Source organism: Cellulomonas sp. NEAU-ZC6 (assembly GCF_056844425.1).
The window spans coordinates 107,906-123,244 of the sequence record NZ_JBXFYH010000003.1 but is presented as its reverse complement, the minus strand read 5'-3'; the positions used below and the strand labels follow the sequence as shown (position 1 = coordinate 123,244).

General features: G+C 77.3%; 15 protein-coding genes. 4 read left to right on the top strand and 11 right to left on the bottom strand.

The annotated features are described in order from the left end of the window. Positions 1-119: 119 nt before the first annotated feature. The 7 genes from AC1050_RS14160 to AC1050_RS14130 form a co-directional block, all read right to left on the bottom strand. Positions 120-617: a hypothetical protein gene (locus tag AC1050_RS14160; RefSeq protein WP_482388046.1), complete on the bottom strand. Its 498-nt coding sequence runs from the start codon at positions 615-617 to the stop codon at positions 120-122. Further along, on the bottom strand, positions 614-1,120 hold the full coding sequence (gene coaD / locus AC1050_RS14155; protein WP_482388045.1) for a pantetheine-phosphate adenylyltransferase: 507 nt from the start codon (positions 1,118-1,120) through the stop codon (positions 614-616). Before coaD ends, AC1050_RS14160 begins: the two co-directional genes overlap by 4 nt. A 9-nt stretch (positions 1,121-1,129) precedes the next feature. Continuing rightward, the gene (gene rsmD / locus AC1050_RS14150) at positions 1,130-1,756 is read right to left on the bottom strand and encodes a 16S rRNA (guanine(966)-N(2))-methyltransferase RsmD (protein ID WP_482388044.1); all 627 of its coding nucleotides are present in this window, start codon (positions 1,754-1,756) and stop codon (positions 1,130-1,132) included. Continuing rightward, a complete protein-coding gene (locus AC1050_RS14145; RefSeq protein WP_482388043.1) occupies positions 1,753-3,462 on the bottom strand; it encodes a DUF6297 family protein in 1,710 nt (569 codons plus the stop codon). Before AC1050_RS14145 ends, rsmD begins: the two co-directional genes overlap by 4 nt. Continuing rightward, positions 3,459-4,151 carry an ABC transporter ATP-binding protein gene (locus AC1050_RS14140; RefSeq protein ID WP_482388042.1) on the bottom strand — a complete coding sequence of 231 codons (693 nt, stop codon included), beginning with the start codon at positions 4,149-4,151 and terminating at the stop codon, positions 3,459-3,461. The genes AC1050_RS14145 and AC1050_RS14140 overlap by 4 nt, the downstream gene beginning before the upstream one ends. Before the next feature lie 67 nt (positions 4,152-4,218). Next, complete coding sequence (locus tag AC1050_RS14135) at positions 4,219-6,492, bottom strand: ATP-dependent DNA helicase RecG (RefSeq protein WP_482388041.1); 2,274 nt, start codon at positions 6,490-6,492, stop codon at positions 4,219-4,221. Next, complete coding sequence (locus AC1050_RS14130; RefSeq protein ID WP_482388040.1) at positions 6,489-8,123, bottom strand: DAK2 domain-containing protein; 1,635 nt, start codon at positions 8,121-8,123, stop codon at positions 6,489-6,491. Before AC1050_RS14130 ends, AC1050_RS14135 begins: the two co-directional genes overlap by 4 nt. 326 nt (positions 8,124-8,449) lie before the next feature. Here AC1050_RS14130 and rpmB point away from each other — a divergent pair, with 326 nt between their 5' ends. Both rpmB and AC1050_RS14120 read left to right on the top strand, forming a co-directional pair. Further along, on the top strand, positions 8,450-8,641 hold the full coding sequence (rpmB, locus tag AC1050_RS14125; RefSeq protein ID WP_135974635.1) for a 50S ribosomal protein L28: 192 nt from the start codon (positions 8,450-8,452) through the stop codon (positions 8,639-8,641). A gap of 120 nt (positions 8,642-8,761) precedes the next feature. Further along, complete coding sequence (locus tag AC1050_RS14120; RefSeq protein WP_482388039.1) at positions 8,762-9,280, top strand: GNAT family N-acetyltransferase; 519 nt, start codon at positions 8,762-8,764, stop codon at positions 9,278-9,280. A gap of 29 nt (positions 9,281-9,309) precedes the next feature. Here the strand turns inward: AC1050_RS14120 and AC1050_RS14115 are convergent, their stop codons facing one another. Further along, on the bottom strand, positions 9,310-10,314 hold the full coding sequence (locus tag AC1050_RS14115) for a thiamine-phosphate kinase (protein ID WP_482388038.1): 1,005 nt from the start codon (positions 10,312-10,314) through the stop codon (positions 9,310-9,312). A 42-nt stretch (positions 10,315-10,356) separates the two neighbouring features. Between AC1050_RS14115 and AC1050_RS14110 the strand changes: the two genes are divergently transcribed. Further along, a complete protein-coding gene (locus AC1050_RS14110; RefSeq protein ID WP_482388037.1) occupies positions 10,357-10,932 on the top strand; it encodes a DUF3515 family protein in 576 nt (191 codons plus the stop codon). Between the two features lie 25 nt (positions 10,933-10,957). Here the strand turns inward: AC1050_RS14110 and AC1050_RS14105 are convergent, their stop codons facing one another. Then, positions 10,958-12,103: a D-alanine--D-alanine ligase family protein gene (locus tag AC1050_RS14105; protein ID WP_482388036.1), complete on the bottom strand. Its 1,146-nt coding sequence runs from the start codon at positions 12,101-12,103 to the stop codon at positions 10,958-10,960. An 82-nt stretch (positions 12,104-12,185) separates the two neighbouring features. Between AC1050_RS14105 and AC1050_RS14100 the strand changes: the two genes are divergently transcribed. Next, positions 12,186-13,352: a trans-sulfuration enzyme family protein gene (locus AC1050_RS14100; RefSeq protein ID WP_482388035.1), complete on the top strand. Its 1,167-nt coding sequence runs from the start codon at positions 12,186-12,188 to the stop codon at positions 13,350-13,352. Between the two features lie 119 nt (positions 13,353-13,471). Here AC1050_RS14100 and AC1050_RS14095 read toward each other — a convergent pair whose 3' ends face one another. Together AC1050_RS14095 and AC1050_RS14090 are read right to left on the bottom strand one after the other, a co-directional pair. Beyond that, positions 13,472-14,473: an NAD(P)H-dependent glycerol-3-phosphate dehydrogenase gene (locus AC1050_RS14095; protein ID WP_482388034.1), complete on the bottom strand. Its 1,002-nt coding sequence runs from the start codon at positions 14,471-14,473 to the stop codon at positions 13,472-13,474. Continuing rightward, complete coding sequence (locus tag AC1050_RS14090; protein WP_482388033.1) at positions 14,470-15,198, bottom strand: lysophospholipid acyltransferase family protein; 729 nt, start codon at positions 15,196-15,198, stop codon at positions 14,470-14,472. The genes AC1050_RS14095 and AC1050_RS14090 overlap by 4 nt, the downstream gene beginning before the upstream one ends. Positions 15,199-15,339 lie beyond the last annotated feature (141 nt).

Sequence of the window (15,339 nt, the reverse complement as noted above, 5' to 3'; positions counted from 1 at the left end):
CCTGTCATGAGGGGGTCTCGGTCCGTGCACGACCGGCAGGACCAACGGTCGATCCTACGGTACGAGGACCGCGCGGCCCAACCCGGCCCGACCGGACGTCCGTCACACCCGCGGGCCGGTCAGGTGGCGGGGTCGTCCAGCCGGTCCGCCAGCTTGGCCCGGCCGGCCTGCACCTGGCTCAGCACCTTGCCCAGGTCGATCTCGAAGTCGGCGAGCCGGCGGTCGCAGTAGTCGTCGGCGTCCCGGCGCAGCCCGCGCGCGACCTCCTCGGCCTCGCGGACGATCTCCGCCGCCCGCTCGGTCGCCAGCCCGACGACGGACTCCTGCTCGACCAGCTCGGCGGCCCGGCGCCGGGCGGCCGCCTCGATGCGCTCGGCGTCCGCGCGCGCTGCCGCCCGCTCGGCGTCGGCCGCCGCCAGCACCTCGTCCGCGCGCCCCAGCTGGGTCGGCAGCGCCTGCCGCGCCTGCTCCACCAGGTCGAGCAGCTCGGCGCGGCTCACCAGGACCGACGACGACATCGGCATGGCGCGCGCGGCGTGCACGGACTGCTCCAGGGCGTCCAGGACGGCCGTGAGGTTCTCCCGCCGGTCGCGGGCGGTGTCGGTGGGCTCGGTCATGCGGGGCTCCCCTCGGGCGTGCTGGGCGGCGCCGCCAGCGCGGCGCGGACGGCGGCGGCGACGGCGGGCGTCACCAGGTCGTCGATCGGTCCGCCGTGCCGCGCGACGTCCTTCACGAGCGAGGACGCGACGTGCGACAGCGCCGGGTCACCGACCACGAACGCGGTCTCCACCCCGCTCAGGTGCCGGTTCATCAGCGCCATCGGCAGCTCGGCGTCGAAGTCGGCGCCGCCGCGCAGCCCCTTGACCACCAGGTCGGCGCCGAGCGCGCGCAGCTGGTCGGCGAGCAGCCCCGCCGACGACGTCACGCGGACGCCCGGCAGGCCGGCGACGGCGTCCTCGATCAGCGCGACCCGCGCGCCGACGTCGAGCAGCGGCCGCTTGGCGGCGTTGTGCGCGACCAGGACGACCACCTCGTCGGCGAGTCGCCGGGCCCGGCGCACCACGTCCAGGTGGCCGAGCGTGAAGGGGTCGAACGAGCCGGGGCAGACCGCGAGAACCACGGGTCGAACCTACCGCCGGGCGGCCGGGTCGTCCTCGCCGGGCGCGTCCGGCGCGTCGGCGTCGTCCTCCGCCGGGTCGTCGACGGGGCTGCGGGCCCCGAGGTGCACGGCCGTCTCGCCGTACGCGCGGGTGTCGAACCCGTGCATGCCGGCCGGCCACGGCGGGGCCGGGGTCCGGGTCGACCGCTCGACGACGACCACCGACTCCGGGGTGAGCGCGGGCACCAGCGCGGTCAGCACCTCGGCCAGCGCGGCCTCCGGGAGGTCGTACGGCGGGTCGATCAGCACCAGGTCCCACGCCGCAGGAGCGGGGCGCTCGACGTACTTCTCGACCCGGTCGCGCACCACGTCGACGCGGTCCCGCAGGCCGAGGGCGCCCACGTTCTTCCGGCACACGTCGGCGGCGACCTTCCCCCACTCGACGAGCACCACGTGCGCGGCGCCGCGGCTGGCGGCCTCCAGCCCGAGCGCGCCGGAGCCGGCGTACAGGTCCAGCACCCGGGCGGCGTCCACCGCGTCCAGGTGCTCCAGGCGGGAGAACAGCGCCTCCCGCACCCGCTCGCTGGTGGGGCGCGTGCCCTGCGGCGGCACGGCCAGCGTGCGCCCGCCGACCGACCCGCTGACGATGCGCGTCACGCGCGGGCTCCCTTCGTCGGCGGCCCGGACGTCCCGGAGGTGTCCGCGCCGGACGCGTCCTGCAGCCGGTCCATCATCGTCCTGGTGCTGGTGCTCGTGCCCACCGCGAACGCGATCGCCGAGACCGCCAGCTGCACCAGCACCACCGTCGGGACCACCGTGCCCAGCACCACCGAGATGATCACCGGGACCATGCCGAGCACGGCGACGTCCGGTCCCCGGGCCAGCACCCCGGCCACGCCGCCGGGCAGCGCGCCGGCGGGCGTGGCGATCAGGGGGCCCTCCCAGTTGGGCGCGGGCCGGTAGGCGGCACGCAGCGCGGCACCCGCCCACACCGGGGCCGAGGCGACCCCGAGCGCGATCCAGGGCACCAGGTCGCCCTCCCAGCGGCCCACGGCGCCGAACGCGACGACGGACCACAGCAGCATCGCGACACCGGGGACGATCAGCCGCGCGCGGCGCACCTGCTGCGCGGACAGCGGCAGCAGCCGGTCGACGACGGGGGCCATCTCCGCGCGGCGCGCGCCCTCCCCCGTGGCGAGCATGCCGACGTAGCCGCTGACCAGCAGCGCGATCGTGACGCCGAGCGCGCCGGCCAGCTGCGGGGTGATCACCACGACCACCGGCACCAGCGCCGACAGCACCAGCTGGACCAGGTGCCGGGGCGAGCGCAGCAGCACGGTCAGGTCCGCCACCGCGATCGCGGACACCGGACCCCGCACCAGGCGCATCCGGCGCACCCGGCGGCGGCGCGGCCGCGCGGCGGAGTCCGAGAGCGCGCGGCCGAGCTCGCGCGAGTCCAGCGAGACGATCGCGCCCGCCGCCTGCGTGGCGACCGAGCCGCTCTCCCGCAGGTCGCGGCCGCGGATCCGGCCGAGCCGCCGGTCCAGCCACCAGCCCAGCCCGCCGACGGCGACCGCCAGCACGCCGAGCACCCACCAGGGGACGTCGGGCAGCGCGGCGAGCCGCCAGCCCGCGAGCGCGCCGGCCAGGGCCAGCACCGGGGCGGCGGCGATCACCAGGTCCCCGGCCACCGCCGTGCTGCGCCGAGGCACCCCGCGGCTCTGCAGGTGACCGGCGAGCAGCGCGAGGGCGGCGCACACCAGGGCCGCCAGGCCGCCGAGCCGCAGCACGTGGCCGACGCCGTGGTCGGCGAGCAGTCCCCCGTCCAGCAGCGCCAGCACGGCGCCGCCGACCAGGCCGGCGGCGATCGGCAGCCGCAGGGACGCCGGGCGCAGCAGGCCGCGGCGGTCCACCGGCAGGCCGAGCCACCACGTGGCCTCGGCACCGCCCGCGCCGACCGGCCCGAGCCGCGCCGCGAGCGACAGCACCGCGCCGGCGACGACCACGGCGGCGACGGCCACCACGGTCGGCAGGCTGATGCCGGTGCGCAGGGCGCCGTCCGGGACGTGCGGCAGCGCGGTGCGCAGCTGGCCCGCCACGCCCAGCGCCACCCCGATGCCGATGGCCCCGACGACGACCGCGTAGTAGACGTCGCCGAGCACGTCGCCCAGGCCGCCGCCGGACCGGCGCCGTGCCACGCCCGCGGTGTACTTCCGGATCGACCGGGCGGCGGGCACGGGCGTGCGCCGGTCGGCCGGGGCCACGGCGGGCTCGGGGGCGTCGTCCCAGCCGGACGGGACCGGCGAGGCGGGCAGGGCGTCCGGGGTGCCCGCGGTGGGCACCGCGGCGAACTCGTCGGTCACAGCACGCCCGGCCGGAGCGCGTCGACGGCGTCGGCCACGCTCAGCAGCCGGGAGACGTCGTCCGCCACCAGCACGGCGCGGTCGGCGACGGCGCGCAGCAGGTCCGGGTCGTGCGTGGCGAGCAGCACCGAGCCGCCGGCGCGCTTCTCGTCGAGGAGCCGCTGCGCCAGGTGGTCGCGCATCGACACGTCCAGGCGCTGCTCCGGCTCGTCCAGCACCAGCAGCGAGCGCGGCCGCACCAGCCCGGCGGCGAGCAGCAGCCGGCGCCGCTGCCCGGACGACAGCGCGACCGGCAGCGCGCCGGCGTGCTCCGTCAGCCCGAACTCCTCCAGCAGCGCGTCCACCACGTCGTCCGCGCCCTGCACCCCGTGCCCGCGGGCCGTGAGGTACAGATGCTCGGCCACGGTCAGGGCCGGGAAGTAGGCGTCGTCGTCGAGCACGCTCGACACGCGGCGGCGGAACCCGACCTCGCGCTCGTCGACGGCGCGGCCGAGCACGTCCACCCGGCCGCCGACCGGCTCGAGCAGGCCGAGCACCGCCCGCAGGACCGTCGACTTGCCGGAGCCGTTCGCCCCCACGAGGGCGAGGACCCGGCCGGGCGGGAGGGTGAACGAGACCGGGGCGCACACGGGCTCCCCGCCGTAGCCGACGAGCAGGTCGACGGCACGGATCACGGGCTGCTTCGACACGGGGTGCAGCCTACGCACCGGCCGGGGCCTGCCCGGCGGGACCTGCGGCCCGGCCGGGCGGCGCCCGTCACGTCCGGTCGATGAACTCCTCGCGCGTGCCCCGCAGCATCGTCTGGATCGCGGCCCGCAGGTGCGGGACCGTCGCCAGCTCCGGGTCGGCCGCGACGAGCTCGCGGGCGTCCCGGCGCGCCTGCTCGATCACGTCGGCGTGCTCGGTGACCTTGAGCAGCCGCAGCGAGGTCCCCCGGCCGGACTGCGCCGCGCCGAGCACGTCGCCCTCGCGGCGCAGCTCCAGGTCGACCCCCGCCAGCGCGAAGCCGTCCCGCGTCGCCGCGAGCGTGGCGAGCCGGGTGGCGGCCGGGGTGCCGTCGGGGGCGTCCGCCACCAGCAGGCAGACGCCCGGCCTGCTGCCGCGGCCGATCCGGCCGCGCAGCTGGTGCAGCTGCGAGATGCCGAACCGGTCGGCGTCCAGCACCACCATCACGGTCGCGTCGGGCACGTCGACCCCGACCTCCACCACCGTCGTCGAGACCAGCACCGGCGCCGCGCCGGACGAGAAGTCCGCGAGCGCCCGCTCCTTCTCCTCCGGGGTCATCCGGCCGTGCAGGACCCCGACCCGGACGTCGCGCAGCGCCGCCGAGGCGCTCAGCTCCGCGGCGACCTCGGTCACGGCGCGCAGGACGCGCTTCGGGCGCTCGTCGCCCTCCGGCAGGTCGTCCGGGTCGTCGACGACCAGGTCCGCGCCGTCCCCGTCGTCCCGGGCGGCGGCCTTCCCGTCGGCGTCGGCGTCGATGCGGGCGCACACCACGTAGGCGCGGCCGCCGCGGTCGACCTCCTCCCGGACCCGCTGCCAGGTGCGGTCGAGCCACGCCTGCCGGTCGGCGGGGACCACGTGCGTCACCACCTCCGCGCGGCCGGCGGGGACCTCCCGCAGCGTGGACGTCTCCAGGTCGCCGAACACCGTCATCGCGACCGTGCGCGGGATCGGCGTCGCCGTCATGACGAGCAGGTGCGGCACGCCGCCGGCCTTGGCGCGCAGCACGTCGCGCTGCTCGACGCCGAACCGGTGCTGCTCGTCGACGACGACCAGGCCGAGGTCCGCGAACTGCACGTGCTCCGACAGCAGCGCGTGCGTGCCGACCACGATGCCGGCCGCGCCGCCGGCCGCCTCCGCGAGCGCCTGCCGACGCTGGGCCGCGGTCTGCGAGCCGGTGAGCAGCGCGACCCGGGTGGCCGTGTCCGCGCCGCCGAGCATCCCGCCCTCCGCCAGGTCGCCGAGGAGGTTGCGCAGCGTCCGGGCGTGCTGCGCGGCGAGCACCTCCGTCGGGGCCAGCAGCGCGGCCTGGCCGCCGGCGTCCACCACCTGCAGCATCGCCCGCACCGACACGACCGTCTTGCCGGAGCCGACCTCGCCCTGCAGCAGCCGCTGCATCGGGGTGTCCGCCGCCAGCTCGGTCGCGATCTCGGCGCCCACCTGCCGCTGCCCGGCGGTGAGCTCGAACGGCAGCCGCGCGTCGAACGCGTCGAGCAGACCACCGGCCCGCGGCGGGCGCGCCACGGCGGACTGGGCCGCGACCCGGGCCTTGCGGCGGGCCAGCTCCGCCTGCAGGACGAACGCCTCCTCGAACCGCAGCCGCTGGGTCGCCTGCTCCAGCTCGACGCGGTCGTGCGGGCGGTGCAGGCCGCCGAGCGCACCGACCAGGCCGGGCAGGTCGCGCCGGACCGGCTCGGGCAGCGGGTCCGGCAGGTCGGCCTCGGTCAGCATGTCGAGGACCGTGCCGACCATGCCCTTCATGGCCTTGTTGGTCAGCCCGGCGGTGAGCGGGTAGACGGGGCGCGGGCGCTCGGCCTCCAGGATGCGCATCGCCTCGTCGACGACGTCGCCGAGCTCGGCCACCTCGTACTCCGGGTGCAGCAGCTGCATCGTGCCCCGGTACTCCTTGACCGTGCCGGAGAACAGCCCGTAGGTGCCGGGCACCAGCTCGCGCTCGAAGTTCCGCAGCGCCCCGGCGTGCTTGGCGAACCAGGTGAGGTGCAGCCGGTGCGCGCCGTTGCGGACCACGACCTCCAGGATCACCCCGCCGCGCGAGCGCATGGTGCGCGTCGTCGACTGCTCGACCCGGCCGTCGACGGTCACGTGCTCGCCGATCACCAGCCGGTCGATCGGCGTCATGTCGCCCCAGCGCTGCCACCGGCGCGGGTAGTGCCGCAGCAGGTCGCCGTAGGTGTGCAGGTCGAGCTTGGCCAGCAGCTTCAGCGCCCTGGCGGACGCCACGACGCCCGACAGGTCCCGCTCGAGGAACGGCAGGGGTCGGACGACGGCGTCGTCGGGGACGGTCACGGGCGTGCCTCCGCGCGGGGCTCGGACTGGTCGGACTGGTGGGACGGGTCGGACGGGTGGGCGGGGCCTCCCGGGACGTCGGCGCCGGTCGACGCGGTCGACGCGATCGCGAGACCGTACGCCGGCCCCGCGGGGACGGGCCCGGCGACGACGACCGGGACGTCGGGGTGCCCGACGGCGAGCCGGTCGGCCAGGTCGAGCCCGTCGTCGGCGGTGGTCCCCGCACCGAGCAGGACGACCAGGGCCCGGGATCCGTCCGGCCCGGCGAGCCCTGCGGGTCCGGCCGCGAGCAGGCGGTCCACGGCGGCGAGGGCGGCGTCGAGGTCCGCGGCGACCGCCGTCGGCGCGCCCACGTCCCCGTGGCCGCCGTGCGCGAGAGCCACGGCGGCGGCGAGCACCTGCAGCTCGTCGACCGCCGTCGTCCTGACCCGCACCGGCTCCGGCGCACCGGCGGACGCAGCGGCGGCGGCCGGCCGGTCGCCGGGCAGCACGACGACCTCGGCGCCGGGAGGGACGGTGCCGGACGGCGGCGCGTGCACCGGCCCGCGGGCGTCCTCGACGGCGCGGGCCAGCGCGGCGCGCACCTCGGGCTCCGGCACGCCCGCGGGCAGCACCAGCGCGACAACGCCGGCGAGCGCCAGCGTGCCGGCCAGCACCGGGTGCGCGGTGCAGGCGACCACGGCGCTCGGACCGCCGGGCCCCTCCCCGGGCACCAGGGCCCGGACGGTCGCCGTCCAGCGGCCGCCGCACCCGTCGACCGCCGCGAGCGCGCCGACCGGGTCGTCCGCGTGCACGTGCGCGGTCAGCACCCCGGCGCCCTCGACCACCGCGACCGCGTCCCCGGCCGTGGCGAGCGCGGCCCGCAGCCCGTCCGTGCCCGCGGGGTCGGCGGCGTGCAGCACGGCCATCACCTCGTACGCCCGGTCGTCCGGGCCGCTCGTCCCGTCCTGCGCGCCCCGGTCGGCGTCGCGGTCCTGCACCGCGGCACCGGCGTGCGCGGCGAGCCAGGAGACGTCGACCGGACCGGTCGCGCCCGCGAGCGCCGCCGCCAGCGCGTCCAGCAGCACGAGCAGCGCGCACGCCCCGGCGTCCACCACCCGCGCCGAGCGGAGCACGGGGTGCGCCGCGCTGATCCCGGCGAGGTCCGACCGGCCCGCCGCCACGCCGGCCGCCAGCACCGCGGCCTCGTCGGCGCCCGACCGGCCGGCCGCGTCCTGCGCCGCCGCGGCGACACGCACGGCCACGGTGAGGACCGTGCCGTCCTCCGGCTGGTGCACCGCGGTCCGCGCGACCTCGGCCGCCCGGCGCAGCGCCTCCGGCAGCGGGGCACCCGGCACCTCCGCGAGACCGCCGAGGTACCGGCTGAGGATCACCCCGGAGTTGCCGCGGGCGGCCAGCAGCGCCCCGCGGCCGAGCGCGCGCAGCACGTCGGGCCCCGGGGCGGCGGGGTCGAGGGCACGGACCGCGTCGGCGGCGCCGCGCACCGTGAGCAGGACGTTGGTGCCCGTGTCCCCGTCGGGGACGGGGAACACGTTGACCGCGTCGATGCGCTCCCGGGCCGCGTCCAGCGCCGGCACGGCGCGGTCCAGCCAGGAGCGCAGCACGTCGCCGTCCCCGAGTCGTCCAGCCACGTCCGCGCGCGGTCCTTCCCGTCCGTCCTGGGTGCGGGCGGCGTGCCCGCACCGCCCTACTCTGCCGCACGGGACCGGCGTCGCCCGCCTCGTCCCCAGGCCCGTGCCGCTCCGCCCGCCGGCCGCGGCGCCCGCGGTGTGACGGACGTCGTTTTGAGGGTCCGGGCGGTCGTGGGCTAGTCTTATCCGGTTGCCTGGCCACTGCCGGGCACGGGTGGCACCCCAGCGGACCGGTCTCCGGAGCCTTGCGGGCGCCCCCACTCAACCAGGACTTGCCGCCCGGGCACCTTCCGAGCGGCGTGCAATAACCGGATCAGGAGAAGACCGTGGCTGCCAACTGCGACGTCTGCGCCAAGGGCCCGAGCTTCGGGCACAGCATCTCGCACTCGCACGTGCGCACGAAGCGGCGCTGGAACCCGAACATCCAGCGCGTCCGTGTGGTGGTCGCGGGTACCCCGAAGCGGCTCAACGTGTGCACCTCGTGCCTCAAGGCCGGCAAGGTGCAGCGCGCCGTCTGACGGCTCATGCGTGACGAGGGCCCGCACGGCTGACGCCTGCGGGCCTTCGTGCTGCCCGGGGCCGGGCGCCACCCGCGTGAACCCCTGTGGCGGGCCAGGCCCGTGTGGCACCCTGTCCGCATGAGCGAGCAGCGCCGCGAGCACACGGTCCGACCTGCGGAGCCGCGGGATGCCGCGGGCATCGCCCGCGTGCACGTGCAGACGTGGCAGCAGGCCTACGCGGGGATCGTCCCGGACAGCTACCTCGCCGCGCTCGACGTCGAGCGCCGGACCGAGGTCTGGCAGCGCGACCTGTCCCCCGGCAGCCGGATCCGGGCCTGGGTCGCGACCTCCGGCGACGACGTCGTGGGGTTCATCTCGCTCGGTCCCGCGCTGGACGAGGACGCGGAGCGGCACCAGCTCCAGATCTACGCGATCTACCTGGACCACGGCATGTGGGGCTCCGGCGCCGCGCGCGAGCTCCTGCGCACCGCGATGGAGGACGTCCCGCCGCGGGTGCCCGTCACGCTGTGGGTGTTCGCCGACAACGACCGGGCCCGGCACTTCTACCGCCGGCACGGCTTCCAGCCCGACGGCACCGAGCGCACGGAGGACGTCGGCGGGGCCGACCTGCTCGAGGTCCGCTACCGCCGCCGCTGAGGCGCTGCCGGGCCCGACGGGCACGGGCCTCACCGGGCGAAGTGGTCCCAGCCCGGCGGGGTCCCGGCCGGTCGCCCGGCCACCAGCACCGTGCCCGCCGCGGCGCCGTCCCCCGGCGCCCGGACGCGCCCGACCTCCCGGAAGCCGGCCGGCACGGCGCCGGGCGGGAACGTCGCCAGCAGGCCGTGGTCCTCGCCGCCGCCGAGCACCCACGCCCGGGCGTCGCCGCCGACCGCCGCCGCGGCGGCTGCGAGCGCCGCGAGGTCGTCGGCCAGCACCTCGGCGGGCTCGCCCAGGTCGAGCACGACCCCGCTCGCGCGCGCGATCCGCCCGCCGTCGCGCAGCAGTCCGTCCGACACGTCCAGCATCGCGGTCGCACCGGCCCGCGCCGCCACCGGGCCGAGCGCGAGCGGCGGCTCCGGCCGGCGGTGCACCCGCACCACGGCGGGGTCCGCGTCGGCGGCCCCGGCGGCCAGCAGCGCCAGCCCGGCCGCCGACCGGCCGGCCGTCCCCGCCAGCGCCACCACGTCGCCCGGCCGCGCACCGGAGCGCAGCACCGGGTCCGCGCCGCCGAGGTCGCCGTGCACGGTCACCGCGACCACGACCAGGTCCCCGCCCGACAGGTCGCCGCCGACCACCCCGGCACCCACCGTGGCGCCGGCCGCACCGAGGCCGCGGGCGAGCCCCTCGACCCACGACACCGGGAGGTCGCCCGGCACGACCAGGGACACCACCATCCCCGTCGGCCGCGCGCCCATGGCCGCGACGTCCGCGAGGTTCTGCATCGCCGCCCGCCAGCCCACGTCCGCACCCGTGGACCACGCCAGCCGGAAGTGCCGGTCCTCGACCAGCACGTCGGTCGACACCACGACCCGGCCGTCCGGTGCGGCGAGCACGGCGGCGTCGTCACCGGGGCCCAGCAGCGTCGCGTCGCCGGGCGGCAGGTGCGGGAAGATCCGCGCGAGCAGCCCGTCCTCGGACAGGTCCGCGACGGTGGTGGTCTCGGCGTCGGGGGCTGCGGGGGCGTCGCTCACGCCGGTCACGGTATCCCCCGCCGGCCGGGTTACCGTGACGGGGTGACCCACCCGAGCCGTGCCCCGCGTCGTCCTGCCGTCCTGCTGGGCGGGCTCGTGCTGGCCGCGTCGCCGCTGCTCGCCGGGTGCGCGCAGGGCGTGGGCGTCGCCGTCGCCCCGGACGCGGCGAACCCCGACTGCGCCCGCGTGGTGCTGGCGCTGCCGGAGTCGCTCGGCGACGGCCTGGAGCAGCAGCGCACCACGAGCCAGGCCACCTCGGCCTGGGGCACCCCGTCCGACCCGGTCACGCTGCGGTGCGGCGTCGAGGTCCCCGGACCCACCACCGAGCAGTGCGTGACCATGGAGACGGCCGGCGGTACGAGCATCGACTGGCTGGTCCGCGCGGACGCCGAGCCCGCCGACGCCGAGACCGCGGACGCCGGGTCCGCGGACGGGGCCGACGCCGACAGCCTCGCGACCGACCCGGGCTCGTCCGACTGGACCTTCGTCACCTACGGCCGCGACCCGGCGGTCGAGGTGCACGTGCCCGCCTCGGTGGTCGCGGAGCGGTCGACGTCGTTCCTCGACGCGCTGAGCACCGCGGTGTCCCAGGTCGAGGCGACCCGTTCCTGCCTCTGAGCGGGTCCGGGCGGGGCGCGGCGGGTCAGCGCAGGCCGGTCGGCCGCTCCAGCGCCAGCTGCAGCAGCTCGTCCAGCAGGTCCGGGTAGGACAGGCCGCTCTGCTGCCACATCCGCGGGTACATCGAGAACGGCGTGAAGCCCGGCATCGTGTTGATCTCGTTGACGACCACCTCGCCGTCCGCGGTGACGAACACGTCGACGCGCGCCAGGCCCTCGCAGTCGACGGCCTCGAACGTCCGGACGGCGACGTCCTGCACCCGCGCCGTCACGTCGTCCGGCAGGTCGGCCGGGCAGGACAGCTCGACGGCGGACTCGTCCAGGTACTTCGCCTCGAAGTCGTAGAACCCGTGCGAGCTGTCCGTCACGACGATCTCGCCCGGGAGCGACGCGCGGGCGCGCGCACCGTTCCGGCCGCCCAGCACCGCGCACTCGATCTCGCGCCCGACGATGCCCGCCTCCACGACGACCTTGGGGTCGTGCTGCTGGGCGGTCGCCACGGCGGCGTCGAGGTCGGCCAGGTCCGTGACCCGCGTGATGCCGATGCTGGACCCGGCGCGCGCGGGCTTGACGAACAGCGGCAGCCCGAGCGCCGCGATCCGCGCGCGCACGCCGTCCTTGTCCTGCGCCAGGTCGTCGCCGCGCAGCGTGACGAACGGCCCGACCGGCAGCCCGGCGCCGGCCAGCGCCACCTTCATGAAGTGCTTGTCCATGCCGACCGCCGAGGCGAGCACGCCCGCGCCGACGTACCGGACGTCCGCGAGCTCGAGCATCCCCTGCAGCGTGCCGTCCTCGCCGAACGGGCCGTGCAGCAGCGGCAGCACCACGTCGACGTCGCCGAGCGCCGTGGCCGGCGTACCCGGCTCGATCACCTGGAGCGCGCGGGAGCCGGCCTCCTGCGGCAGCAGCACCTGCTCCGGGGACGCCTGCACCTCCGGCAGGCGGCCGTCGACGATCGCCCAGCGGTCCGGGTCGTCCTCGACGCGCACCCAGCGGCCCTGCGGCGTGATGCCGATCGGCAGCACGTCGTACCGCTCGCGGTCGACCGCGCGCAGCACGGCGCCGGCGGTGGCGCACGAGATCGCGTGCTCGCTCGACCGCCCCCCGAACAGGACGAGCACGCGCGGGCGCGCGGGCGTGGACGGGGTCGGGGGCTGCGTCTGGCTGGACATCGCCCGCGAGCCTAGCCCGTGCCGGTGCCGCTGGGTGGGACGGCCGGCGCCGCCCGCCGCGCGCGGCGCTAACCTGCGCAGCGTGACCGACCACGCGCACCCGACCGAGCTCCGCCGCGAGACCCTCGCCGTGACGACGGGCCGTCCCGCCCGCGTGCAGGGCGCCCCGGTCAACGAGCCGATCGTCCTGTCCTCCACGTACGTCTCCCAGGGCGAGCCGCAGCCCGGCGAGATGATGTACGCCCGCGCCGACACCGAAACCTGGGGGCCGTTCGAGCAGACGCTCGGCGCCCTGGAGGGCTCGGTGCACCCGGCGCTGGTGCTCGGCTCCGGCATGGCCGCCATCGCCGCGGCGCTGTCGCTGGTGCCGCACGGAGGCCGGCTGGTGCTGCCGCGGCACGCGTACCAGGTGACCCTCGGCTACGCCCGCGACCTCGCGGGGCGCTCCGACGTCGAGGTGGCGCAGGTCGACATCGCGGACACCGACGCCGTCGTCGCTGCGCTGGACCCCGCGGCCTCCCCCACCGGCCGGGCCACCTCCATGCTGTGGGTCGAGTCGCCGACCAACCCGATGCTGGAGGTCGCCGACCTCCCGGCGCTGGTCGCCGCCGGGCACGCCGCCGGCGCCCTGGTGGCCGTGGACAACACGTTCGCCACCCCGCTCGTGCAGCGGCCGCTGGAGCACGGCGCCGACGTCGTCGTGCACTCGGTGACCAAGTACCTGGCCGGGCACAGCGACGTGGTGCTCGGGGCGGTCCTGACCGACGACGCGGACCTGCGCGCCACGCTGCACGGCTACCGCACGGTGCACGGCGCCATCGCCGGCCCGTTCGAGGTCTACCTGGCGCTGCGCGGCATCCGCACCCTGGCGCTGCGGGTCGAGCGCTCGCAGCGCACCGCGCTGGACCTGGCGCAGCGGCTCGCCGCGCACCCGGGCGTCGTCGAGGTGCGGCACCCCGGCCTGCCCGGCGACCCGGGCCACGCCCGCGCGACCGCGCAGATGTCCGGCTACGGCTCGATCATCGGCCTGCGCCCGCGCGGCGGTGCGGCGGGGGCGGACGCCCTGGTCGCCGCGCTGCGCCTGTGGGTGCCGGCGACCAGCCTGGGCGGCGTGGAGTCGAGCATCGAGCGCCGGCGCCGGTTCGCGACCGAGTCGCCGACGGTCCCCGAGGACCTGCTGCGCCTGTCGGTCGGCATCGAGGACGTCGAGGACCTCTGGGCCGACCTGGACCAGGCGCTCCGCGGCTGACGCATCGCGCGAGGTCGTCAGTCATCGGCGAGGTCGTCACGTACGTATGACGACCTCGCCGCCGTATGACGACCTCGAGGTGCTGCTGCGGGGATTCCGGTCGGCCGCGCGCCGGTCGGCTACAGACCCTCCGCCTTGCGCGGCCGTCCCAGCAGCAGCGGGGCCAGCGCGTCCACCGGCAGCCCCTCGTGCAGCACCTGCACCACGGCGTGCGTGATCGGCATGTCCACGCCCGCGCGCTCAGCCAGGTCGAGCACCGACCGCGAGGACTTCACGCCCTCGGCCGTGCCGCCGGTCGCCGCGATCGCCTCGTCCAGCGTCATCCCGCGGCCGATGTGCAGCCCCAGCTTGTGGTTCCGCGAGTCGGGCGACGCGCAGGTGGCCATGAGGTCGCCCATGCCGGCCAGCCCCGGGAAGGTCTCCGCGCGCGCGCCGAGCGCCTGCCCGAGCCGCGTGATCTCCACCAGGCCCCGGGTGATGACCGTGGCCATCGTGTTGTACCCGAGGCCCCGGCCCTGCGAGATGCCGACGGCCAGGGCGATGACGTTCTTCACCGCGCCGCACAGCTCGACGCCGACGACGTCGTCGTTCGTGTACGGCCGGAAGTAGCCCGTGGCGCAGGCGGCCGCGACCCGCTCGGCCGCGTGCGGGTCCGTGGCGGCGACCACGGTCGCGGTCGGCTGCCGCGCGGCGATCTCGGCGGCGAGGTTCGGCCCGGACAGCACCGCGACGCGCTCCGCCGGCAGGTCGAGCGACTCGGCGATCACCTCGCTCATCCGGCGGTCGGTCGCGAGCTCGACGCCCTTCATCAGCGAGACGACGACGGAGCCCGGTGCCAGCGCGCCGGCCAGCGGCGCCAGGATCGCGCGCGCCGACTGCGACGGCACGGCGACGGCGACCACGTCGGCGCCCGCCACCGCCGCTGCCGGGTCGGCGTCGGCCGTCACCCGCGCGGGCAGGTCGACGCCGGGCAGGTAGCGCTCGTTGCGGTGGTCCCGGACGATCTCCTCGCAGACGGCGGCGTCGCGGCCCCACACGGTGACGTCGCAGCCGGCGTCGGCCAGCACGGCGGCGAACGTCGTGCCCCACGCGCCGGCCCCGAGGACGGCGGCGCGGGTCACGTCAGGTCCGTCGACGCGCCGCCGGGACGCCGCATGTCGTAGGGGGTGGCCGGCGGCGTCGCGCCGCGGATGTCGGCCAGCAGCGCGGTGATCGCGGCCATGACCCGCTCGGTCGCCTCGCGGAGCGTCGCGGCGTCCAGCGGCCGGCCGTACAGGTCGTCGAGGTCCACCGGCGGGCCGGCGACGATCGTGATCTTCTTGGGCGGGAACGGCTTGAACAACTTCTTGTACCGGCCCAGCAGGTCCTGGGCGCCCCACTGCGCGGTGGGGACCACCGGCACGCGGGTGGTCAGCGCCAGCCGGGCGACCCCGGTCTTCGCGACCATCGGCCACAGGTCGGGGTCCCGGGTCAGCGTGCCCTCGGGGAAGACGGCGACGCACTCCCCCGCGAGCAGCGCGGCCTCGGCGTCCCGCAGCGAGTCGCCGGCGCGCGAGGTGTTCCGGTGCACCGGGATCTGCCCCGAGGTGCGCAGCACCCAGCCGAGCACCGGGACCGAGAACAGCGACGCCTTCGCGAGGATCTTCGGCGCGACGCCGTTGTCGTACAGGAAGTGCGCGAACGTCACCGGGTCCACGTTGGACATGTGGTTGCTCGCCGCGATGAACCCCGTGCCGGACGGCAGGTGCTCGACGCCCCGCCAGTCCCGCCGGGTGATCGCGTACAGCACGGGGCGCAGGACGCGGGCGACGTTGCGGTAGGCGCGGTTGGCGCGGGGCGGGTGCACGGGAGCCGATGCTACCGGGCGGCTCCGGCACCGCCCGCGCCGCCGGTGCGCCGCACGAAACGGGGACCCGGCGTGCACCGCGGGCGCGGATTTGGCACTATCGGTGCTGGTCCCGAACCCCGGCGTCGCCGGACCGGGCTC

Bases quoted from the DNA above. Each gene is read 5' to 3' on its own strand.
- AC1050_RS14160 (WP_482388046.1), bottom strand. From the start codon at position 617: ATGACCGAGCCCACCGACACCGCCCGCGACCGGCGGGAGAACCTCACG.
- AC1050_RS14120 (WP_482388039.1), top strand. From the start codon at position 8,762: ATGAGCGAGCAGCGCCGCGAGCACACGGTCCGACCTGCGGAGCCGCGG.
- AC1050_RS14105 (WP_482388036.1), bottom strand. From the start codon at position 12,103: ATGTCCAGCCAGACGCAGCCCCCGACCCCGTCCACGCCCGCGCGCCCG.